Here is a 22,414-nt window from a genome sequence, read left to right as displayed (position 1 = left end):
AACATGAAAATTATAAAAATAATATTGTATTACTTACTATTGGCAAGTACGCTTTATGCAGGTATCGGTATTATAAGCCCCTTATACGAAACAGGGTGGCATTTTTCGCTTGCATCTATGTATTGGGCTGTCTTTTCAGTGCTGTTTATAGGAAGCGATTTGTGGCTACATCATAAAATATCACGCCTAATCGCCTTATCTATATTGGCACTTGCCTACCTAATGAGTTTTGAATATTATTTGTTTTGTGATGAATATAGATTCGTGGTTCATCAAGGTTCAAGCGAAAAGATTTTTTTAGCAGACATAGGCAAATTTCATAAGTATTGGTTTTATCAAAGTTTGCTGGTTGCCTATCTGCTCTTGGTAATTGGAGTTTCGCATCTATTGAGAAGAAAAAAGTTATTAACAAACCGGGATAACGCTTGACAGCGTTCCCCGCTTAGCCATTAAACCAATAAATTTAGAGAAATGGAAGATTTAGAAATAAAACAGGAAATAGAAAGAACAATCATCGCATTTTTCACAGAAATGAATGGTTGGGAAATATATTGTGAAGATATAGACAATAATCCTGATTTGTCGGAAAAAGAAAAAACAGAATTGATGAAGTTGAAAATAAGTTCTATTTTCATCCAATTCTGTACCTCAAAGGACAGAAAAATGGGTTTACCGAATTGCCTTTCATGGGGACTTGAAGGCAGTTATAAATATGACCCCAGTAAAGAAACTATCACAGACATAGAAAGAGTTACAAAAAACAAGTTCCATGTATATACATGTATCGAAAAAGGATTGATGAAGGAACTTCATTGCTATGTCTGTGTATGTAAATCAAATAAGTGGCTTATTGATAGTAAAAAAAGAAAATGGGGCGATGATACAAAATGGTCTAACATTTACTTATAGAATATATCGGTAACGAAGCGTGATAACGCCTAATGGCGTTCCCCGCTATCCCATTAGCAACAAAAAAAATAACAAATATGGCGATTGACGGTACAAACATATTGGAAAGTGATTTAGGCATAGATGTTCAAAATGAAATATTGGACAGATATGATAGCGGACAGTCGGCAGATGAAATTAAATCGTATCTAAAAAATGGATTACAAAATATATCATCTTCACTTGATTTAGAAATTTATATTTCTACTGCTTGTCTTACGCTTTGGGAAATAGGGCTTTTGGACGATTATTTTGTAAAACTGCTTAAAGCTATCGTGGAAAACGGAGCTGATAGAACTTGGGCTGAAATAGATAAAACCGCTATTTCGCAAAGAAATATTGCACTCCAAAAGTTACTCAAAAAGGTAAGCGCACCCATTTTGAAAGTACGTAAGCCGAAAAAGCATAAAATACTTGTAAACAGTCTTTTTACAAAGGGAGAAGTAATTGCCTTTCAAATTGATAACAAGTATCGCTGTTTCATCTTTGAAGATTTTTATCAATATAGGAAAGATGCTTATTATGCTTTTGTTCCTACTACTTACAATGACTATCTAAAGCCAACAATAGATACGATTTTGATAGAAGAAGTTCCTGTAACAAAAACTAATGTTATGGGAAGTTTTGGTGTACGCAAGTTATCTCTATATTATACGGATATAGAGAAGTTGAAAGATAATTTTATATCAATCGGACATTTAAGTATTGATTTGGAGATTGAACAATTAGGTTTCAACCGTCAAATAACAAGTGTTAATAGTTTGGGCGAACTGGAGTATCAAATCAATGATATTCTTGAAGGAAATAAAATTGAACTCTATGCTTGTTATGAACTAAAGTAAAGTTGCTAACAAACCGGGATAACGCTAAACAGCGTTCCCCGCTAAACCATTAGTTGTAATATGAGAACGATAATAATACTTTATATTTTATGCTTGCTTTCACCTTTTGCTTTTGCACAAAACTATAAGGAAACTATTCAAACAGAGATTGATGCAATAAACAAAATGCCTTTGAGAATTGCATACCTTGTTCCTTTAGATAGTTTAGGAAAAGTAATAGAGGATGAATATATGGAATTTGATCAAATCCATTCATACAAAATCTTAGATGATGGTCATATTAAGAATGCCAATATATTGATCACTATGTATTTCGATAGCGATAACAATATCAGGAAAGTATTTAAGCGATGGGCTGACGGGGGTGCATTGCACAGTATCGCATATTATGATTCTAATGGGCGATTGATATATGGGGTATATAATAGAGGAGATGAAACTCACGGAAAGTTGTATGCTGACACTCCGGGTTTTCATATAGAGCATTTTCCTGAAGAGAATGAATGTAATGACTGTTTTGAAGCATACCTATTCCTATCTACGAAATGTATGGAAGCTCAGTATAATATAATATTACAGAGCCCCCCGAATGCTAAAAGGACGAATTTTACGCCACAAGTTGGAGATAGTGCCATACTATGCAGCTCCTACATTTATTCTTTACCTGATGGAGAAAAAATTACCGAAGGAGAAGATGGCATAGCAGTTAGTTTTGGAATGCCTGTTGTTATAAGTAAAATAGTAAATGGCTGGTGTAGAATAAATTCCATTTTTAATGCCCATATAGGTTATATACCTATTCAAGACATTGAAATCATTAAGAATATATAGTAAGCAACTAACAAGGCCGAGATAACAGCTAATGCTGTTTCTCACCAAACCATTATAAAACAATATGTATATCAAAGAACTATCGAAAGGAATAAAAATAAAAGGTTTTAAAAAGAATAGCTTAACTTGGTTATGCCAATGTGATCCTTTTGTTTATATGTTCAGAATTGAACCAGGCAAATATTGTGATAAAAATTGGCAATATTATACTTTGGAGATAGGAATCTATTCTTCAGATGTTTTTGCTTTGTGTTGGGGTAAAGTGCCAAAGGGTAAAAGTGTAAAAAATACAGATTGTTGTTTGAGAGGTAGCATTTCTGATTTCTTTCAAGAAAATGGCGACATTGAATTTTATGAAGATGTAGATGTAAAGGAATTACAAGAAAGAATAAATTTCTTAATTGAAAAAGATATTATTCCTTTCTTTAATAAAATAAAATCATTTGAAAAGCTATATAGAATAATGCTTTTCTACGAAGAAAAGGCTATTCAACAAGAATTGCATCAAATATATATTGCTTGTATTGAATATATAATGAATAAAAAAAATGATGCTTTAATACGATTAGAGAAAATCAATAATCAAGTATGGAAGAAGAAGGCACAAGAAGTAATAATGAGAATGACTAACAAACAACTAAGTGCTGAAAACAATTAGTTGCAACCCATTAGATACAATTAGAAATGATTATACCTACTGCAATAAAGGAAATACTTGTTCATAACCATTGGGACGAATTTAATTTTCAAATGATGCAGGATTCTTACATAGACAAGTTAAGACAATCCTACTCTAAGTTTGATTATCCTTTGAATGAAAGTATTATAAGCAAGATTGCTCTATTCTATAACATGAAATTAGAGCTGAACCAATCTGATATTCTTTATTTTGATGTCAAGAAAATAAAGAAATACCGCCCGGAAGCTATGCAAAAAGTGGCTTTGAAGTTAGGGGTCAATAAGGTTATCTATTTAGCAGACATTCATCCCGGCTATTTGATTGTGTGGTTAGATGAACAAGAACAAGTGTGGGCTGATTACGACAATCTTGTTTATTATTATGGCAGTGATATATTCAGTGGTATTCAAAATATTGTATCGGGCAATATTCTTGAAACTATAAAATCAGTATCTAACGACGAAAGATAGCATCTGACGATGCTCCTTTCTAACCATTATATGTAACAGTATGGAATATCACGATAAAGAAATAACATCAATTGCATACCAAAAAGATGATGCAACACTAATCTTTACTATATCAAACATTCGTTTGGTTTGTAAAGGTGTTGAATGGTGGGAATTATCTTCTTTTGATATTCAAAATGTTATATTTGAACTCAATATCTTCACGAACGCCAACATACCAGCCTATCTGATTGGCGAGTATAGTTGGGTGAAGAATTATCAATCAAAAGATACTTTGAAGTTCATTCATATAGATTCATCTGTTGGTATGAATGGAATGATAGTAGCCAGTGATATTCAAGAAATACATATAACGACGAAAGATAGCATCTGACGATGCTCCTTTCTAACCATTATCATCAATTTGAAATTGACATTATGAACTGGTATATTTATTGGTATTTTACAATTAGGTATTTCTTCTGGGGATTACTTGGATATGGTAGAGCTGGAAATAACATTGGCTTTTTGTTTTTCCATCTCCCATTTATTGCATTGATAATGGCACTGATAGCACCAATCCATTTTGTTCATGAAGCCAAATACGTTGCTTTCCTATCTGTTTCCATCTTATTTATGCTTATAAATGAAATCGTATTTTGGGATGATACAAAAAGATACCGAAGATGGGACAACCATTACAGGAACAATAACACCAACAGGAAGAATTGGTTTTTTGTTGCTATCTCTATAATAGGCATAGTAGGTTGGCTTTTTCTCCCGCTTCTACTTAAAGACTATTATACCAATAGGTAAATTGAGTTTATAACAAAGCGTGATAACGCCTACCAGCATTCCACGCTATCCCATTACTAACAATAGTGAGATGAATAAAACAGTTCAATCCATAGTATTATTGACAGCTTTCAGTGCTTTGCTGATAGCCATTACATTATTTTGTGGTGGCTTAGGCTTTGGTCGTCTGTTCGGTATATATGGCATTATGGAATATTGTCTTTTGGGTATGCTTGTAATCATAGATATACTGGTAATCTACAAGGTCTATAAACTATATGCAATGCAACCTAAAACCATAATGTTATTGTTGGGCTTGGAATGTTGCTCTATCTTTTTGTGGCTTGCCTTTATCTGTATAGACCAAAGTTTATTGGATTGGCAAATTACAAACTTCATATTGCAAGCTGTTTGTTTAGACGGCTTCACGGGAGATGAACGAGGATTGAATATGCTTGCAGTCTTATGTGGTATTGTTTATCCCCTTATTGGGATTGGGTGTTTATTCACCGGATTGGAATTTGTAAATATATTAGAAACAACGAAAGATAGCATCTGACGATGCTCCCTGCTAACCATTAAACAATGAATAACAATCATTTTAGAAATATAATATTGCTGACCATGATGTCGGCATTATCGTTGGCATTTGCGGGATGTGCCACAATCCGCAAAACCGGTGCTGCTCAGGATTCACGGATTTGTCTGAGTGAAGTGAACAATTCAGGCTGTGACAGGGCTTATCGAATCATTCACGGAAAATTGCGTCCTTTGGAACGTCCGCAGGTCAGATTTGCTATAGAGAAAGCTTTGATTGAGGAGGATTCCTGCTGGGTTCTGCTCCGCGTCACAGTACCGGATCAATCCATAAGGAAGCATGAGCGGTATAATGCCTGTGTCATGCTTTCAACCGTGGATGGGATATTGAATTTCCCGGAACTAAATCTTGACAACGACAGCGGTCTTCCCGAAGCAGACGAGCGTAGCGACAGTGAGGAAACACAAGAGGACACGATTGTGGAGTCTCTTGAAATTGACGCCCGGAAAGGAAGCCCCGGATATGCCTATATGAGTTTCCGTTTCTGCTATCATCCGAGTATGGAAGGCAACGGAGCAATAATATCCATATTACCAAGTCTTGAAACAAAGCGTTACTTCTTCCAGCATTCTCCAGTGGAACTTCCCGTGTTATGGTCGTACAATCCGGCAATGTGGAAGCGGGCGCAACAGTTGCCGCAGTTCATATTGCTTGATAAAAGGCCGGAATATGTCTTACACGGTAATGAAAAAAATATGTTCAAGTAATAATAAAAACCGAAATCATGCAATGGATAAAGAAACTGTTTAGGATAAGATGCTCCGAACAGATAACGGAAGAGTTGATAGAGCGTCTTCCTGCCGATAAACTCTGCCGGAAATACATTGACGGAGAGCTGGCAAGCGATATGGAGAGCGAAGTGTTCGACAGCATAATGTGCGCGGTGGAACTGCACGCGGAAGTCATCAACGGCGGTTTCAACCAATACTACTACAATTCCGGTGGCGAACGTGCGCAAAAAGCCGAGGACACCTTTGTCAAGCTCGGAGCAGACCGGATCGCTGATGTCGTGAAACGAGCCAACGACCAATATGCCGCCAACCGTGATGAACTGCAATCGGTATGGGACGGAACGAAGGAAGGATTCGCCCACGGCTATAAAGAGAAGCTCTTTGATACCTTCGATGATGAGTACTATGCCTTGATGAAGAATGACCGGCAACTCTACACGATGATAGGCACATACATCAAACAGCATCCGCAGGAGTTTCTTACAGGAATGACCAAGTGATATTCAACATGATATAGTTACCCGAAGGATATGATAGATTATCTGTATTATCGGTTTTATAGACTATGGCTCCATTCCTCTCTGGCGGAAGGAGCCGTGTTTATGGGGATGCTTATGTTCTCGGTCATACTGAGTACCAACGTATTGACCGTATGGGGGATGCTGACCCGATACGGCATTGTCGCATATCCCTCCGATATTCAGTATTATATTATCGAGGGCGGCATTATTGCCTTGTTGAGCTGGCGGTTCTTTTTCAGGAAACGTTATGACAGGATTATAGCCAGGTATGACGATGAAAGTCCGGTGCAACGCAAATCCGGTGCATGGGTTCTTGCGCTGTATGTAGTGTCTACCATTGCCGTTTTTTTCTTGGAAGCGTTGCAACGGCAAGGAAAAATATGACCGTGTTGGGATTTTCGGCAAGATTTGGAACTGCTTGTTACTTTATAAACCCGATATTTGCCGCAAAAACAACATAATGAGATTGACAGCCCTGCTACGGCACACAGCCGATATATATCCCATACACTCCGTAAGCCTGCACAGCATAGCAGACAAGGCGGAAGAGCTTGTAAAGAAACGCTACTCCGTAAGCCGTATGGTACGCGAAATGGAGAGTTTCGCCCATGATGCAGAGGTGCTGCGCCTGATTGTCGGCACGTTCAAATCCGTTCCTGTCCAGCCTACATTGAAAATGCGTGACTATAAGCCTTACATGGCTCTTGTGGCATGCTCGCCTGAAGATTTTGCATTCTGCTACCTGTGCAATGACCTCGTAGCCGTCTATGAAACGGAGTGCCGGACACCGGAACTGATGTTTTTCTGCGACCTGCTCCGCTGCATGAGGGGACGCTCCTATCTTAACTGTGTGACCAACCGGGTGTGCGACTACTTTTTCAGGGCGCGCCGTGACACCCTCCGCCATATCTCCAGCCCTCTGAAGGGATCTGAAATGCAATATGCGGAAAGCCGTCTGAAAGAACTGGAAAAAGCGGTCTTCCGCCTGAAAGTGAAGATGTATAAGTGGCACACCTTTACAGCAGAGGAGCTGGCAGGGATGTGTGGCATGAGCTATTCCCATTTCCGAAGCCGTTTTGAAGAATATTACGGCTGTTCCGCGACCGACTGGCTCCGGCAGGAGCGCATAAGCCGTATAAAAGAAGATCTTTCGTACCGTCCGGAACTTGCCCTGAAGGAAGTGGCTGAACGCAACCGGTTCCTCTCTGCAAGTAATTTTTCCGACTTCTGCAACCAGCAGGTTCTCAAGACACCTGGAGAACTGAAAAAAGAGGGATATGAGGAATGGTGCGAGAGAAGGATGAAATACTGGAACAGTGAATCATGAGCACGTTTCCGGCAAGATTTGGAAGGTGCGGCTATAGCGGCACGCATATTCCTGACAAATGAGAAGTTTCGCAATCATTATATATACGGCTTATGAAATCCTACCGCATACTGGTAGCCGCAGGCTACATTTCCATATTCATCCTGTCACTGCTGGTAGCCTATACCTACCATAACGAACAAAACACATTGGCTCTGTCCGAGGAGGAAAACCGTAAGGCAAGCGAGTTGCGAAAAAACATAAACCGCCTGAACATACGGATTACAGGGCTGTCATTGCTGGGAGAAACCGTATCGGAATGGAAAGAGGGCGATGCAGAACAATACCATCAGCAAAGAATGGTAATTGACAGTACACTGTGTGTCTTCTGCGAGGTGTTCAGTTCGGAACGTGTCGGGATAGACAGCATCCGTGACATATTGGCAAGCAAAGAAGTACAGATGAGGGAGCTGGCGGATATACATTCCCGTCAGAGGACACTCAATAGGCGTATAGCCGATAAAGTGCCGTTCATAGTCCGTCAAAGCGCAAATGAAAGCCCCCGCAAGACTAAACGCAAGGGGTTCTTGGGCATCTTCGGCAAAAAGGAGGAAACAAAACCCTCGGCAACAACCTCGATGCTCTGTTCTCTTAACAACGATGTGATTGCCAAACAAAAAGCCCAGAACCGGATACTTAGCGAACAGACCGACAGCGTTGCCGCACATAATGCAGCCCTAAACAGCCAATTACGTAGGCTTATCCGTCATATCGACAACAATGTTCAGACCGACCTGAAAGAACGAGAAACCGAGATAGCCACCATGCGTAAGAAGTCGTTCAGGCAAATTGGCAGTCTGGCATTATCCATACTTCTGTTATTGCTCGTATTGTTCATAATTATACATAGGGATGCCATCCGAATCAAACGATACCGACTGAAAACATCGGATTTAATCGGACAACTTCAACAGTCTGTTGAACAGAACGAGGCACTGATTGCTTCCCGCAAGAAAGCCGTTCATACCATCACCCATGAATTGCGCACGCCTCTGACGGCAATAACGGGTTATGCCGGACTGATGCAAAAAGATTGCGATGTTGATAAAATCGGGGCGTATATCCAAAACATCCGGCAATCTTCTGAGCGTATGCGTGAAATGCTCAATACGCTGCTAAGTTTCTTCCGCTTGGACAACGGCAAGGAGCAGCCGAATTTCTCTCCTTGCCAAATTTCGGCAATCACGCACATCCTTGAAACGGAGTTTATGCCAACCGCTATGAACAAGGGGCTGGCTCTTACCATAATTAATCAAACTGATACGGTTGTTTTGACTGATAAGGAACGCATCCTGCAAATCGGAAATAATCTGTTGTCCAACGCCATCAAGTTCACGGAGAACGGCAGCGTATCTCTGACAACGGATTACACTAACGGGATGCTGACACTTATCGTCGAAGATACGGGGACGGGCATGACCGAAGAGGAGCAACAACGTATATTCGGTGCATTTGAACGTCTGTCAAACGCCGCTGCAAAAGACGGCTTCGGGCTGGGATTGTCCATCGTGCAGCGTATCGTGACAATGCTCGGCGGCACAATCCGGCTGGAGAGCGAAAAAGGCAAAGGCAGCTGTTTAACTGTGGAAATCCCCATGCAGACAGCCGAGGAAATTCCGGAACGGATAAATCAAGCACAGGTTCATCATAACCATACATTCCACGATGTGGTTGCCATCGACAATGACGAAGTGCTGCTCCTGATGCTGAAAGAAATGTATGCACAGGAAGGGATACACTGCGATACCTGTACCGATGCTGCGGAACTGATGGAACTGATACGAAAAAAGGAATACAGCCTTCTTCTGACGGATCTGAATATGCCGGATATAAACGGTTTCGAGTTGCTGGAACTGTTGCGCACTTCCAACGTTGGCAATTCAAGGGATATCCCGGTAGTCGTGACAACCGCTTCGGGCAGTTGCGGCAAAGAGGAACTTATAGAACATGGATTCACAGAATGCCTGTTCAAGCCGTTCTCTATATCTGAACTGATGGAGATTTCAAATAAATGTGCCATGAATGCGGCACAAAATGAAAAGCCGGATTTCACATCCCTGCTATCCTACGGCAATGAATCCGTCATGCTGGAGAAACTGATTACGGAAACCGAGAAGGAAATGCAGGCGGTTCGGGAGGCGAAACAACGGAAAGACCTTCAGGAGCTGGACGCCCTTACACACCACCTGCGCAGCTCGTGGGAGATACTCCGTGCCGACCAGCCGTTAAGGGAACTATACAAAAAATTGCTTCATAGCGATGGCACGCCTGACGAAAAAACAATTGGTAATGCTATAAAAGCTGTGCTGGATAAGGGTTCGGAGATAATCCGGCTGGCAAAAGAAGAAAGGAAGAAATATAACAATGGATAAGACAAAAATCATAGTGGTGGAGGACAACATCGTGTATTGCGAGTTTGTCTGCAACCTGCTGGCACGTGAGGGATTCCGTACCGTGCAGGCGTTCCACCTCTCGACCGCGAAGAAATATCTGCAACAAGCCGCAGACGGGGACATCGTGGTTTCAGACCTGCGTCTGCCCGACGGCAACGGTATCGACCTGTTGCGCTGGATGCGCAAGGAAGGCATGATGCAGCCGTTCATTATCATGACCGACTATGCCGAAGTGCATACGGCGGTCGAAAGTATGAAACTCGGTTCGCTGGACTACATACCCAAACAACTCGTGGAGGACAAACTTGTACCTCTGCTCCGTACCATACTGAAAGAGCGGAATATCGGGCGAAGTCGTATGCCCGTCTTTGCCCGTGACGGTTCCGCCTTTCAGAAAATCATGCACCGGATAAGGCTGGTAGCCCCCACCGACATGAGCGTGCTGATATTCGGGGAGAACGGTACGGGCAAAGAGCATATCGCCCATCTGCTGCACGACAAGAGCAAGCGGGCAGGAAAACCGTTTGTGGCTGTGGACTGCGGTTCACTCACCAAAGAGCTTGCACCGTCGGCATTCTTCGGACACGTCAGAGGGGCGTTCACCGGTGCGGACAGTGCCAAGAAAGGATATTTCCATGAAGCCGAAGGCGGCACGCTGTTTTTGGACGAAGTGGGCAACCTTGCACCGGAAACCCAACAGATGCTTCTGCGTGCCATACAGGAGCGGCGATACCGCCCCGTTGGTGACAGGACGGATAGAAGTTTCAATGTCCGTATTATCGCTGCCACCAACGAGAATCTGGAAAAGGCGGTCAATGAAAAGCGTTTCCGGCAGGACTTGCTGTACCGTCTGCACGACTTCGAGATAACCGTTCCGCCGCTGCGTGATTGTCAGGAAGACATCATGCCGCTGGCAGAGTTTTTCCGCGAGATTGCCAATAATGAATTGGAGTGCAAGGTTAGCGGATTCAGCTCCGAAGCACGGAAAGCGTTGCTGACCCATTCATGGCCGGGCAACGTGCGCGAGCTTCGTCAGAAAATCATGGGCGCGGTGTTGCAGGCACAGACGGGACTTGTCACGAAAGAGCATCTGGAACTTGGAATAACCGAAACAACCTCTGTTACCGGCTTCTCCCTGCGCAACAAAGAGGAAGATAAAGAGCGGATTATACGCGCTTTGAAGCAAGCTGACGGGAACCGCAAGGTCGCCGCCGAACTGCTTGGAATAGGCAGGACAACACTCTATAATAAACTGGAAGAATATGGATTGAAATATAAATTTGAGCAATCATAGCCCGCAATTCGCTGAAAATGGCTATCTTTGCATGACATATCAGAAGGTAACGGCGATTGGCAGATCCTTTTGCCGCCTATATATAACATAAGACCGCAAGGCGTTTCGAGCGAAAATCTGGTAAATTGACACTACGGAGACGATTGCGTGATGCTTATGCTATGCCTACGCATAGCGTGCATTCACGTACTCTCCGTAAAAGGCTTTACCAGAGCCGTCGCTTGAAAGTAGTGTGATTTGCACGCTACTTTTTTGCCCTTGCCTAACGAAAGGAAACGATAATGGGTAAAGTACAGATTCTTGCCGTCCTCACGATGGACGGATGTCAAAGCTCCGAGTTGTATTGCAAAGCGTATAAGGAACTGCGCCTTGAAGATTGCGGTATCAACGAGATAAGGGAAAACGCCCTTTATCATATCACACCGGATTATTCCATCTCCATGCTTGACGAATGGCGGAAATCCACAACAGACATCTGCTATCTGGCGGAAGCCACTCCTGAAAAGGCGGACTACATCAACGGGCTGCTGCGTATGCGTGTGGTGGATGAAATCATACTATACACAATTCCTTTCATTGCCGGAACGGGAAAGCGTTTCTTCCAGTCCGTCTTGCCACAGGAACAATGGACGCTGACCTCACAGAAAGCATACCGCAACGGAGTGGTCCGCCATATCTATAAAGCGTGCGTTTGATGTCCGGAAAATGGACTAATGTTCAGTAGATTAACACCTTAAGTTGAATACAACTCCTGTCGGATAAATAAATTTTGAAATTATTACTCTGAAATCCAGCATATTGCAGACTATGTGCCGGATTTTTTGTTTGATGTACATGATTTTTGCCAATCATATTCATGTGCGCATACCGAAAAACAGAGTGTTAAATTTCAAAATTGACAGGACATGAATTATTTCTTATTGGCGGAAACCGAGTTCTTCCGCCGTATAAACGAAGCCGGTGACTGCAATATGGAAACGGCATACACGGCTTTCGCCACCCAAGTGATCGAGCTATGCAGCGGCAATGTGGACACCAACCGCACCATCATCGCGCTGGCTTACATCGAAATCGAGTTACAGCATCACCCCGTGCGCCATCTCCCCGAAGAAAAGAGAGAAGTCGCCGCCTACGTCAGCAAGGCTCTCTCTTTCGTAAGGAAGATGCAGAAGTTCCTTGCCGCTCCCCAAGTGCCGCCACTGCTCCCCATCCACACATCCGCCGAAAATACAACCGAAAACACAACCGGACTACTGCAATGGACGGGCAACACACTTGATTTGGTGGAGCTTATCTACGGTCTTGATGAAATGGGTTGCATCAATAACGGGGAAACCTCGCTGAAAGAGCTGTCCGCCGCTCTATATGAGTTTTTCGGTATCAAAACCAAAGAGTGCTATCGGTATTATTCCGCCATCAAGCTACGCAAGAATACCAGCCGAACCTATTTCCTCGACAAGATGCTGGCAAAATTGAATGAAAAGATCCGTCATGATGAAGAAATGGAACGCATGAGAAGATAGTTCGCATACAAGTCGGAGGACGGCATTGCGTTGTCCTCTGATTTATATATGCCGAATCTGTACTTTCCACGCGCTATTGTCCCGAAAGTCAGCCAAAAACATTATCTTTGCATAATCGTTACAAATTGAATATGAGCATAGACAACCTCGATACAGTAAAACAACTGATAGCCGGAAAAGAATGTGGACGGGTAGAGTTCAAGGAAACCACCGGACAATTGGAGCGTGGGATGGAAACGCTTTGCGCCTTCCTTAACGGAGAAGGCGGCACGGTGCTTTTCGGCGTCACCGACAAGGGAAAAATCATCGGACAGGAAGTAAGCGACAAGACCAGAAGGGATATAGCGGAAGCGATCAACCGGTTGGAACCGGTGGCAATGGTACAAATATCCTATGCACCGTTGCCTGACAGTGAGAAGAAAGTAATTGCTTTCCACGTTGAAAACTCAAAGCTCAACCGTCCGTTCTCCTATAAAGGAAGACCATATATGCGGGTAGAAAGCGCGACCACGACGATGCCGCAGACAGCATATAATGACTTGCTGTTGCAACGTGACGGCAACCGATACCGCTGGGAACTTTTAGAGAACAGAAACCTGACCTTGCAGGACTTGGACGCCAATGAGGTATTGAAGACTGTAAGGTTAGGTATAGAATGCGGCCGTCTGCCGGAGGATACGGGCACTGACGTTCCTGTCATATTGGAAAAGTTCGGGTTACAGAAAAACGGGGTGTTGAACAATGCGGCAGCCGTGCTGTTTGGAAAGCACGAGGACATGGAATATCCCCAATGCCTGCTTCGGCTGGCGCGTTTCAAAGGTACTGACAAGACTGTATTCATGGACAGCCAACGCATTCAAGGCAATTTTTTTCAATTGCTCAACGCAGCGATGGCTTTTATATTCAAGCACCTTTCCTTATCCGGCACAACAGACACATTGGAACGGGAGGAGCATTTGACCATCCCATACAAGGCAATAAGAGAAGGTGTAGTGAACTCGCTCACCCACAGGTCGTACAAAGAGGCCGGCGGTTCAGTGGGCATAGCCATTTATGATGACCGCGTGGAGATTGAGAACCCCGGAACTTTTCCGCCCAACTGGGATGCGGAAAAGATGAAGTCCGAGCATGAATCCAAACCACAAAATCCATTATTGGCAAATGCCTTATATAAACGGAAGGTCTTGGAAAGCTGGGGACGCGGTATAGGACTGATGATGTCGGAATGCCGCAAAGCCGGATTGCCCGAACCGGAATACAGGATATGGAGTGACAGTGTAACGCTGATATTCAAATGCGAGGTGACAAACCGACCAAGTACCGACCAAGTACCGACCAAGCACCGACCAAGCACCGACCAAGTATTCGCGTTGGTGAAAATATTGGATGAACGAGAGTTGTCCGTAAAAGAAATAATGGAGGCATTGGAACTGAACCATCGCCCTACGTTCAGGACAAACTACCTGCATCCTGCATTGGATGAAGGCTATGTCATTCCATTATATCCGGAACAACCGAGCCATCCGAAACAGAAATATCGCCTTACGGAGAAAGGCTTGGAATTGTTGAAACAGCAATAGGCATGGCAAAAAAGAAGAAACATAAGAATACGGATTTGCCTGTAGTCATGGATTACGGCATCGGCTGCATATCCGTTTATGACCCGGTTGATATGATGCCATATAGAGACCTTCCCATTACTGAGCAAACCAGATTCAAGAAACTCGGCAAGGAAATGAAAGCGGAGTTCAAATGGTTGGCAGCCTCTCTAACAATGGAGTATTGGAATGAAAACCGGCAGATACCTTTCGGTGAGGAAATGTCGAAACTCAGAACCAGACTTTTGAGAATGTTCGCCGAAGAATACAGCATACTGCTGAAAGATGACACAGAGCTGAAAAACTACCTGCTGACACTTGTCATTTCCACCATAAACAAACAACTCAAATCGGAAAAAGAAAAGCAGACATAATGAAATAAAAATCCGTAACCGGTCATCGGCTACGGATTTTCCATATATAAACGGATATATTATTTCTGCTGCAACAGATGCTTCAGGTTCTCGTCACCCGCGATACGCTCCAGTTCGTCGGCGACAATCTGCTTCACCTCCTCCTTGATGCGCCTGTAATTCGCCTGCACCGTTTCCTTCATGCAGTCGTTGCCGTCCCCGTCGGTGAAGTCGGTAATGACGGGTATCTTCTTGTAGGCTTTCTCCTCGCGCTTCACCTTCTCTGCGTCCACGACAATCTCACAGTGAAAAATCTTCTGTTCAATGCGCTCGTTGAAGTTGTCGGACACCGAACCGACAAACATACCCTGCGTCAAGCCTGAAATCTTGCTGGGCGGGATAAGCGCGTCCATCTGCGTGTTGATGGAGGTGGAAACGTCCTGCCGGTTGATGGAAATGGACTGCCGTTTCTGCAACACCTTTCCGAAGCGTTCGGATAGTGTTTTGGCGGTTTCGCCTACCACCTGCCCGGAGAAGATATTGCCGACGGTGTTCATCACCACTTTGGCCTCCTTATCGCCATAGTCACGCACCAGCTGGCTGAAATCCTGAAAGCCCAGACAGACGGCAACCTTGTTGCTTCGCGCGGTGGCGATAAGGTTGTCCAGCCCCTTGAAATATATCGTCGGTAGTTCATCTATAATGACCGACGACTTCAGCATACCTTTCTTGTTTATGAGTTTCACGATACGGGAGTTATAAAGACCGAGAGCCGCACCGTAGATATTCTGACGGTCGGGGTTGTTGCCAACGCAGAGGATTTTCGGCTCTTCGGGATTGTTGATGTCCAGCGTGAACTCGCTGTCCGACATCACCCAATAGAGCTGCGGGGAAATCATGCGCGAGAGCGGAATTTTCGCCGATGCTATCTGCCCCATCAACTGCTCCGCAGCCCCTCCGAGCCATGCGTCCATGAATGGCGAGAGGTAGTTTTCCAGTTCGGGATAAGAGGTCAGAATAGGGAAAATATCCTCGTAACGGCGGTTAAGGAACTCGATTGCATGGGGGAACGTGCAATACTTGCCGCCTTTATAGATTTTAAGATACCATATAATACTGGCGAACAAGATAATAGGTGATTCCACAAAGAAGTCGCCCTGCTTTTGCACCCAACTTTTATTCAAGTTGAGCATTATGGTGTACGCGCTCTCGTAAGCGTCCGTGATATCCTCCATGAAATCCGGGTGGATGGGATTGCAACGGTGCGAGCGTCGCGGGTCGTCGAAGTTTATCACATAGAACTTCGGTTTCACCTTGTAGCCCTCCGAGTGGTTCAGCAAGTGATTGTAGGCTATCGTGGACAAGTCGCTGAATTTGAAGTCGTACACATACATCGAGAAGCCCTTTTCAATCTGCTGCTTGATGAAATTATTTACCACCGCGTATGACTTCCCGCTGCCCGGCGTACCCAATACGATGGAAGCCCTGAAGGGATTCACGACATTGATCCAGCCGTCGTTCCAACGCTTTTTGTAGTAGAACCGTGTCGGAAGATTGACCGAATACTCGCTTTCGATAAGCCGTGTTTCCTGCATGAAACTCTCGTTCTCGTTGTTGAACACGTCATCCATCAGGTTGTGCTTTAGCAGGCGGCTCGTCCAAAGACCGCCCATCAGCAGGCAGACATAGCCCGCTCCGACGGTCAGGACATACAGCCCCGTCACCGCTTCCACCGGCAGCGGCAATGCCAATATCCACCAGTTCAGGAAGAACAGCACGAAGCCTGCGGCAAGAGCCGTCCAGATCCGTTCCCAAGTGATTTTCTCCCCCTTCACGCCCTTCGTCCCCAGACATGACAGGGCAAGCAGGAGGACGGCAAACAGTTTCGTGTACAGGATGGAACGGAACAGCCCCGCCGTGCGGTCGAAGTTCATCAGGATTCTGTCCACCACGCCGATATCCACTCCCCAGAGCCGGATGGCTTCATAGCAGAACCAGTACACGTTCATGACCACTAAAATAATACTCACGGCACGCAGAAAATCCATGATTTTCGCCAATGCCCTCAAATCGTCTTCTTGTTGTGACATACATTTATTTTTTGATTGTTGATACCCCGGTTACATTCCCAAGCCCTTGCGCTTCTTCTTTTTCTTCTTGCGCTGCATCGCACGGATGAAGGCTTCCTCCTCGGCGTCTACCGCCGGACCTTCGGAAGTGAGCAGGCCGACACCGCCCGCCATGCTTTCATCGTCGGATGCGCCCTGTCCGCGCATATCCTCCCCGGCTTCCACCGGAACGGAAAGCGGAACCGGCGGCAGTCCGGCGTAAGGCAGCGTGAAGTGTTCCTGCAAGGCATTGGCGGAAAGTTCCTTGCCCATGCGCGAGCCGTTCAGCACGCAGCCCGTGCGGTGGTCGATGAACGTGGCTCCGTAGATGCGCCCTTCCTCCGTGTAGCGCAGCACGGTGTCGATGCCCTTTTCTTTGAGCGTGGCAACGAACTTATCCTTGTCATACGTGCCTTCCAGCACGGAAAGGACGGTGCGTTTCGTCATTCCGGCGAGTTTCCTGTCCTTAATCTCCTGTTTGGAACGGGCAAACTTCCTCTGCACGGCTTCATAACCGACGGATTTCCCGAAGAGCGAGGATTTGAACGGATTACCGACTTTGTTGCCCATGTCATCCGTGACGGAATAGACCAGCCCGTGATACTCGCGTCCGCGCACATTGCCGTGCGTTTCCTCCACCGTCATATTATATAAGGAAAGGAGTGCGCGGTATTCGCCCATCGTCTGGAAACGGTACTGCCCGTTCAGAACCTTGACAATATTCCCCGCCTGCTTCTTCACGTCGCCCGCAGAGGCGTCCACCTCGCACAGCGGCGTGTCAAGACGGCGGTTCTTGCGTTCCGCGTCGTGTAGACCGTACTTCCGTTCCAGTTCGCGTGTTATCTGCTTGCTTCGGTAAAAATTGTTCCGAGTGTCTATGCTCCTGCCGTTCTCGTCCACCCTGACCGTCACGATATGCAGATGGTGGCGGTCGATGTCCTCATGCTTGAAAACGAGATACGGCTGGTTGCCGAAACCGAGTTTTTCCAGATACTCGCGGGCTATATCCTGCAATTCCGCATCGGTCAGTACATCCTCCGGGTGCGGATTGAGCGAGATATGCACCACCGGCTTCTCCACTTTCATCTGTGGCGGCAGAAAGGTGTGGAAGCCCTCCATTGCCTTGTTGATGTCCACCGTTCCCGAACCGTCATTATAGATACGGTTGGTAGTGAGCAGCCGCCCTTGCGCCTCGTTGATCTTCTCCCCGTTGTAGGCAATCGCGCCGTACAACGAGCTGCCTACACTGATTTTTGCGACCATTTCGCCTCCATTTCCCTTGAAAGTTCCACAATCTGGCGGCTCAGTTTCACGAGTTCGACGGTCTGTTGCTCCAGCTTGTAGAGCAACGCCATCGCCTTTTTCTCGGAAAAATGCAGCCTCAGTTCCTTCACGACTTGGTTGTAATTTGTACCTATTGCGCGGAACTGCGCGTGAAAATCGGACAGTTTGGTGTAGTAATCCACCAGCGTCTTGTCCACTTTCAGCACCTTGAACGGCTGCCCGAAGAAGTGCGCCTTCAGGAAAACCGACTTGGCGTAAACGCCCGACTTCTCGAACATGGAGAGGAAACGGTTGTGTTCCTCCTCGCTGAAACGGACGGTGTAGCGGAACACCGCCGGATCGAGTTTGGGATTTCTCCCGCCTTTGTTTCTTCTTTTTTCACTCATATTACTTTGGATTTAGCGGATTGGCGGCATAAGCCGCCGCTATGGGTCACAGACACCGCAGGTTTGAGAGGCTTCCCGACTTCGGAGGGTAAGCCCGCCCCCTGCAAGGGCAAGGCGTTTTCACGGCTGCTCAAAATGTTTTGAGCGGCTGAAAACATACCTTGCTATGTTCAGGTGAACATAAAAATCCGTCGGGGACGGATTAGGGGGAATGCCTTTCAAACTCCGGGCTGCGCCACCTGCGGCGAACCCTGCCGTTCGGGGGCAAAGTTAGGGCTAAAACCGCATGGCAAACAGGATTTTAGCTGTGCCAACCGCTACCACCCTGTGCCACTTGCTGCCACTTGCCGGGGAAGTGATACAAGTTCCGGAATATACCTGTTTATTTGCAGCGTGATTGGTTGAAAGACCAGTTTGTCGGACACCCGGCAAACCGTCCGGAAGACCGGTCTGATGACCAGTCAGCCGATAAGCGGACAAGCCGCCCGGCTGATAAGTCAGTAAAACGGCAAGCTGATATGAAAGCCGGCAAGCAAGCCTGACTACTGACAGCCATGCAGACCGGTTCATCCGGCATACCGACAGTCGGCTGATTGGAAAACCGTCTGACATCCCGGTTATTCAGCCAATCACAAAACGGACAAACTGATTGTATAACCGAATAAAAAAACAGAAGCAATGAAGAAAGAAACATTACTGGTTGCCTTCTCCACCCAGAAAGGCGGTGCGGGCAAAACAACGCTCACGGTACTGATGGCAAGCTATTTCTACTACGTGAAAGGAATGGACGTCGTCGTGGTGGATTGCGACTACCCGCAGTACAGCATCAAGGACATGCGCGAACGTGACATCAAGAACATCGAACGCAATCCCCGTTTGAAAAAAACGGTTTTCGAACTGTATGCCAAAGTACAGAAAAGAATGTATCCCATAGTGGAGAGCCATCCCGAAACCGCCATCGAAAAGGCAAAGGATTTCGTCGCGATGGAAACACCGCCGGACATCATCTTCTTTGACCTGCCCGGAACAGTGAACAATCCCGGCGTCATCAATACCGTGGCGACAATGGATTACGTGTTCTGCCCCATAACGGCAGACCGCATTGTTGCCGAAAGCTCCTTGAACTTCGCCGCCGTCGTGAACGAATCTTTCATGAGTACGGGGAAAGCCAACCTCAAAGGGCTTTACCTGTTGTGGAACATGGTGGACGGCAGGGAGAAGACCAACCTGTATGACGTGTACGAGAAAGTGGCGGGAAGAGCCGGACTGAACATGATGAAAACCTATTTGCCGGACAGCAAGCGTTTCCGCAAGGAAAGCGAGGAGGACGGTGAACGCTATGTATTCCGTTCCACCATCATGCCGCCTGACAAGGCTCTTGTCAAAGGCAGCAACATCGAACAGCTTGCGGACGAAATGCTGAACCTGATAAACGGATAATTATGGCCAAGAACCTTGATGTGCAGATTGACACAGCGAGTTTTCTGGACAGCATACGTCCGGAAATGCCCCCGTCCTCCACCCGCATGGAAAAGCCGGGAACTGACAATGCGGCTGACAAAAAGAGAACGGCTAAAGGTGAAAACCGCAAGAAGCCGGCTGCCGTATCCGTCATTCCGCCCATAGAGAACGAAGAGGACTACCTTGAAATGTTCATCAAAGGCGCGGAAACTGCGGCGCGGTCGGGAAAGATGGCATACGTGCGCAGGGAATACCACGACCGTATCATGCGCATCACCCGCGTAATCGGCAAGGACAAGCTGACACTGTCCGCCTATCTGGACCATGTGCTGACCCAGCACTTCCTCCAGTGCGGGGACGTGATAAAGAAACTGTATGACAAAAATTACGAAGACGTATTTTAATCACCAAAAATAAAAAGAACATGGAAACAAAGAACAAGAAAAATCAGAAACAGGCGGATGGCTACAAGGATGAAATCCTGAAAAAGTCCAGCATCGGAACGGTCTCTGGCTATCAGACATTGTTACGTCCGGAGTACTATCAGCGCATGGAAGAGCTTATCAGGCTGTTTGCCAAAGAAGGCGTGACGGTGGAAGATTATCTGGACAACGTGCTGACCCGGCATTTTGCACAGCTTCAGAAAGAGAATGAGCCTTCCTGCGGCAGACATGCCCAAGAGCCTCCATACCGCAACTCGGCAGCACCGGCGACAAAGGTCACGATCAATGTTATCGGCAACCGTGTGGACACGGGAAATGTGCAATCTGCCATCGGTCTTGACGGCAAAGAACTTCTCGCCACCTTTCTGGAACCCTCGGAAATCAAAACCCGGCAGTGCGTCTATATCGACCGTGAAACACATAGGCAGATAGCCCATATAGCCAGATTTCTGGTGGAAGGACTGAGCATCGGCAAGTTCGTGGACAATATTCTACGCGACCATATACGCAGGCACAAGGCTCTCTACAAACAAGCTCTCGGAAACATAAATCCCGCCGAGCTATGACAAAAATATTATTGGCGGTATCAATCGCCTGCAACGCATGGTTCCTGTTCCTGTTGCTCTACGACCGCATCATGGAAACGAAAATCGTCCGCTTCTTCAAGGGTATGGCGGTTGTCTGGCAGTCATTGGGCGGCACGGCGGCAAAGCAGGAAACAGTACGGGAAACACCTCCCGCAGAAATACCGGACATCATCGGAAAGAGCCGTTTCAGGATGGCATCACCCCGGACAACCGCTGCCACCCCTGTGCCACATGCTGCCACTTCGGAAAAAGGCATTGAGCTGTCGGAGGAAGACGCTACTTTTGACGACGGAAACGCGAAAACCCTGTCACGCCCTGCACAAGTCCCGGAGGAGAAACTCGATGAAACCTTCACGAGCATCCCGCCTTCGGAACTGGAGTTCGGGGAGGATGAACCGGGAGAGGATACGGCGGACAAACAGCGTGCATCCGGTTACAGTTTTGACGAAATCGGGGAAGCCGTCGGCATAGCAGGAAAGGACAACCCGACCAACGACGAAAAACGGCAAGCCGGAAAGGTGTTCTCCGAACTGGAAGGAACGGAGCTGCTTGAAAAATTGCGCAAGTCTGTCAAAGTGAAAATCGCGGGGTTCATAGACTTCTATCTTTATGATGAACCTATGACGGCAACCGCAGAGACAAAGACGAAAAAAGAATTGGTAATTCCCACAAGGTTGGAGGATTTCAACATAAGGGACTTTGTGTAACGAAAGACGATAGAAAAAATGAAAACGTAAGACAACATCACACCACGCGGCACGGCGGTACAAGGTACGGCCCGTCCGCAACGGCCCCTCCCAAGTCCGTGGAAACAAAGGGAGAATCCACTAAACCAAAGTAATGTAATCCAGTATCAACCGCCGTCCAAAGGACTATCCACCCTTTGGACGGCACAAAAACAAGAACAGTTTATGAACAAGAACATCAGACAAAAGTTCATCATCTCCGCGGCACTTCTGGTTGCCGCAACCGCCTCCGCCTTCGCGCAGGGAAACGGCATGGCGGGCATCAACGAAGCCACCTCTATGGTGAGTTCCTATTTCGATCCGGGAGTGAAACTGATTTACGCCGTCGGTGCTGTAATCGGTCTTATCGGAGGCGTAAAAGTGTACGGAAAATTCTCGTCCGGCGACCCCGACACCTCGAAGACCGCCGCAAGCTGGTTCGGAGCGTGCATTTTCCTGATTGTCGCCGCAACTATCCTGCGTTCATTCTTCCTTTAAT

General features: G+C 46.1%; 28 protein-coding genes. 24 read left to right on the top strand and 4 right to left on the bottom strand.

The features are described 5' to 3' along the window. Positions 1-3: 3 nt before the first annotated feature. The 19 genes from A4V03_RS03800 to A4V03_RS03710 all read left to right on the top strand — a co-directional run bounded on the left by A4V03_RS03800 (position 4) and on the right by A4V03_RS03710 (position 14,942). A complete protein-coding gene (locus tag A4V03_RS03800; protein ID WP_065538028.1) occupies positions 4-429 on the top strand; it encodes a hypothetical protein in 426 nt (141 codons plus the stop codon). Between the two features lie 42 nt (positions 430-471). Continuing rightward, positions 472-909, top strand: a complete 438-nt coding sequence (locus tag A4V03_RS03795) for an NTF2 fold immunity protein (protein ID WP_065538027.1) — start codon at positions 472-474, stop codon at positions 907-909. Positions 910-986: 77 nt separating this feature from the next. Beyond that, on the top strand, positions 987-1,790 hold the full coding sequence (locus tag A4V03_RS03790; RefSeq protein WP_065538026.1) for a hypothetical protein: 804 nt from the start codon (positions 987-989) through the stop codon (positions 1,788-1,790). 60 nt (positions 1,791-1,850) lie between these two features. Next, the gene (locus A4V03_RS03785) at positions 1,851-2,621 is read left to right on the top strand and encodes a hypothetical protein (protein WP_065538025.1); all 771 of its coding nucleotides are present in this window, start codon (positions 1,851-1,853) and stop codon (positions 2,619-2,621) included. 64 nt (positions 2,622-2,685) lie between these two features. Continuing rightward, positions 2,686-3,279 carry a DUF4304 domain-containing protein gene (locus A4V03_RS03780; protein WP_065538024.1) on the top strand — a complete coding sequence of 198 codons (594 nt, stop codon included), beginning with the start codon at positions 2,686-2,688 and terminating at the stop codon, positions 3,277-3,279. Between the two features lie 26 nt (positions 3,280-3,305). Continuing rightward, on the top strand, positions 3,306-3,770 hold the full coding sequence (locus A4V03_RS03775) for a hypothetical protein (protein ID WP_065538023.1): 465 nt from the start codon (positions 3,306-3,308) through the stop codon (positions 3,768-3,770). 40 nt (positions 3,771-3,810) lie between these two features. Continuing rightward, a complete protein-coding gene (locus A4V03_RS03770) occupies positions 3,811-4,143 on the top strand; it encodes a hypothetical protein (RefSeq protein WP_065538022.1) in 333 nt (110 codons plus the stop codon). 44 nt (positions 4,144-4,187) lie between these two features. After that, entirely contained in the window at positions 4,188-4,565 is a 378-nt protein-coding gene (locus A4V03_RS03765; RefSeq protein ID WP_065539097.1) for a hypothetical protein, read from the top strand. Positions 4,566-4,635: 70 nt separating this feature from the next. Beyond that, positions 4,636-5,103 carry a hypothetical protein gene (locus tag A4V03_RS03760; protein ID WP_065538021.1) on the top strand — a complete coding sequence of 156 codons (468 nt, stop codon included), beginning with the start codon at positions 4,636-4,638 and terminating at the stop codon, positions 5,101-5,103. A 26-nt stretch (positions 5,104-5,129) separates the two neighbouring features. Continuing rightward, a complete protein-coding gene (locus tag A4V03_RS03755; protein ID WP_104369553.1) occupies positions 5,130-5,849 on the top strand; it encodes a hypothetical protein in 720 nt (239 codons plus the stop codon). Positions 5,850-5,866: 17 nt separating this feature from the next. Continuing rightward, on the top strand, positions 5,867-6,373 hold the full coding sequence (locus tag A4V03_RS03750; RefSeq protein ID WP_216655487.1) for a DMP19 family protein: 507 nt from the start codon (positions 5,867-5,869) through the stop codon (positions 6,371-6,373). Between the two features lie 30 nt (positions 6,374-6,403). Then, positions 6,404-6,778: a hypothetical protein gene (locus tag A4V03_RS03745; RefSeq protein ID WP_065538018.1), complete on the top strand. Its 375-nt coding sequence runs from the start codon at positions 6,404-6,406 to the stop codon at positions 6,776-6,778. Positions 6,779-6,854: 76 nt separating this feature from the next. Continuing rightward, a complete protein-coding gene (locus tag A4V03_RS03740) occupies positions 6,855-7,721 on the top strand; it encodes a helix-turn-helix transcriptional regulator (RefSeq protein WP_065538017.1) in 867 nt (288 codons plus the stop codon). Between the two features lie 92 nt (positions 7,722-7,813). Then, positions 7,814-10,132, top strand: a complete 2,319-nt coding sequence (locus A4V03_RS03735) for a hybrid sensor histidine kinase/response regulator (protein WP_065538016.1) — start codon at positions 7,814-7,816, stop codon at positions 10,130-10,132. Then, complete coding sequence (locus A4V03_RS03730; RefSeq protein WP_065538015.1) at positions 10,125-11,447, top strand: sigma-54-dependent transcriptional regulator; 1,323 nt, start codon at positions 10,125-10,127, stop codon at positions 11,445-11,447. The genes A4V03_RS03735 and A4V03_RS03730 overlap by 8 nt, the downstream gene beginning before the upstream one ends. Before the next feature lie 281 nt (positions 11,448-11,728). Then, entirely contained in the window at positions 11,729-12,142 is a 414-nt protein-coding gene (locus A4V03_RS03725; protein WP_065538014.1) for a dihydrofolate reductase family protein, read from the top strand. Between the two features lie 210 nt (positions 12,143-12,352). Continuing rightward, complete coding sequence (locus A4V03_RS03720; RefSeq protein ID WP_065538013.1) at positions 12,353-12,970, top strand: RteC domain-containing protein; 618 nt, start codon at positions 12,353-12,355, stop codon at positions 12,968-12,970. 131 nt (positions 12,971-13,101) lie between these two features. Then, complete coding sequence (locus A4V03_RS03715; RefSeq protein ID WP_065538012.1) at positions 13,102-14,550, top strand: Fic family protein; 1,449 nt, start codon at positions 13,102-13,104, stop codon at positions 14,548-14,550. A gap of 2 nt (positions 14,551-14,552) precedes the next feature. Beyond that, positions 14,553-14,942 (top strand): hypothetical protein, encoded by a 390-nt coding sequence (locus tag A4V03_RS03710; protein WP_065538011.1) that lies wholly within the window; start codon positions 14,553-14,555, stop codon positions 14,940-14,942. Positions 14,943-15,001: 59 nt separating this feature from the next. On the opposite strand, the gene mobC is transcribed toward A4V03_RS03710, so the two are convergent. The 4 genes from mobC to A4V03_RS20615 all read right to left on the bottom strand — a co-directional run bounded on the left by mobC (position 15,002) and on the right by A4V03_RS20615 (position 19,311). Continuing rightward, the gene (gene mobC, locus A4V03_RS03705) at positions 15,002-17,011 is read right to left on the bottom strand and encodes a conjugal transfer protein MobC (protein ID WP_065538010.1); all 2,010 of its coding nucleotides are present in this window, start codon (positions 17,009-17,011) and stop codon (positions 15,002-15,004) included. Positions 17,012-17,041: 30 nt separating this feature from the next. Next, positions 17,042-18,292, bottom strand: a complete 1,251-nt coding sequence (gene mobB, locus A4V03_RS03700) for a conjugal transfer protein MobB (protein WP_065538009.1) — start codon at positions 18,290-18,292, stop codon at positions 17,042-17,044. Then, positions 18,271-18,699: a conjugal transfer protein MobA gene (mobA, locus tag A4V03_RS03695; RefSeq protein ID WP_065538008.1), complete on the bottom strand. Its 429-nt coding sequence runs from the start codon at positions 18,697-18,699 to the stop codon at positions 18,271-18,273. Before mobA ends, mobB begins: the two co-directional genes overlap by 22 nt. A 276-nt stretch (positions 18,700-18,975) precedes the next feature. Then, entirely contained in the window at positions 18,976-19,311 is a 336-nt protein-coding gene (locus A4V03_RS20615) for a hypothetical protein (protein ID WP_157447983.1), read from the bottom strand. A 66-nt stretch (positions 19,312-19,377) separates the two neighbouring features. Here A4V03_RS20615 and A4V03_RS03690 point away from each other — a divergent pair, with 66 nt between their 5' ends. The 5 genes from A4V03_RS03690 to A4V03_RS03670 all read left to right on the top strand — a co-directional run bounded on the left by A4V03_RS03690 (position 19,378) and on the right by A4V03_RS03670 (position 22,413). Beyond that, positions 19,378-20,139 (top strand): ParA family protein, encoded by a 762-nt coding sequence (locus tag A4V03_RS03690; RefSeq protein ID WP_065538007.1) that lies wholly within the window; start codon positions 19,378-19,380, stop codon positions 20,137-20,139. Between the two features lie 2 nt (positions 20,140-20,141). Next, positions 20,142-20,564: a DUF3408 domain-containing protein gene (locus A4V03_RS03685; protein WP_089280693.1), complete on the top strand. Its 423-nt coding sequence runs from the start codon at positions 20,142-20,144 to the stop codon at positions 20,562-20,564. Positions 20,565-20,584: 20 nt separating this feature from the next. Beyond that, positions 20,585-21,169 carry a DUF3408 domain-containing protein gene (locus A4V03_RS03680; RefSeq protein WP_084081107.1) on the top strand — a complete coding sequence of 195 codons (585 nt, stop codon included), beginning with the start codon at positions 20,585-20,587 and terminating at the stop codon, positions 21,167-21,169. Beyond that, positions 21,166-21,897 (top strand): conjugal transfer protein TraD, encoded by a 732-nt coding sequence (locus A4V03_RS03675; RefSeq protein WP_065538006.1) that lies wholly within the window; start codon positions 21,166-21,168, stop codon positions 21,895-21,897. Before A4V03_RS03680 ends, A4V03_RS03675 begins: the two co-directional genes overlap by 4 nt. Before the next feature lie 204 nt (positions 21,898-22,101). Then, positions 22,102-22,413 (top strand): DUF4134 domain-containing protein, encoded by a 312-nt coding sequence (locus A4V03_RS03670; protein ID WP_008782546.1) that lies wholly within the window; start codon positions 22,102-22,104, stop codon positions 22,411-22,413. The last annotated feature ends 1 nt before the right edge of the window (position 22,414 follow it).

It is taken from the genome of Bacteroides caecimuris, assembly GCF_001688725.2.
Lineage (GTDB): Bacteria > Bacteroidota > Bacteroidia > Bacteroidales > Bacteroidaceae > Bacteroides > Bacteroides caecimuris.
The sequence above is the reverse complement of the archived record's forward strand: the minus strand, read 5'-3'. Positions and strand labels throughout refer to the sequence as shown.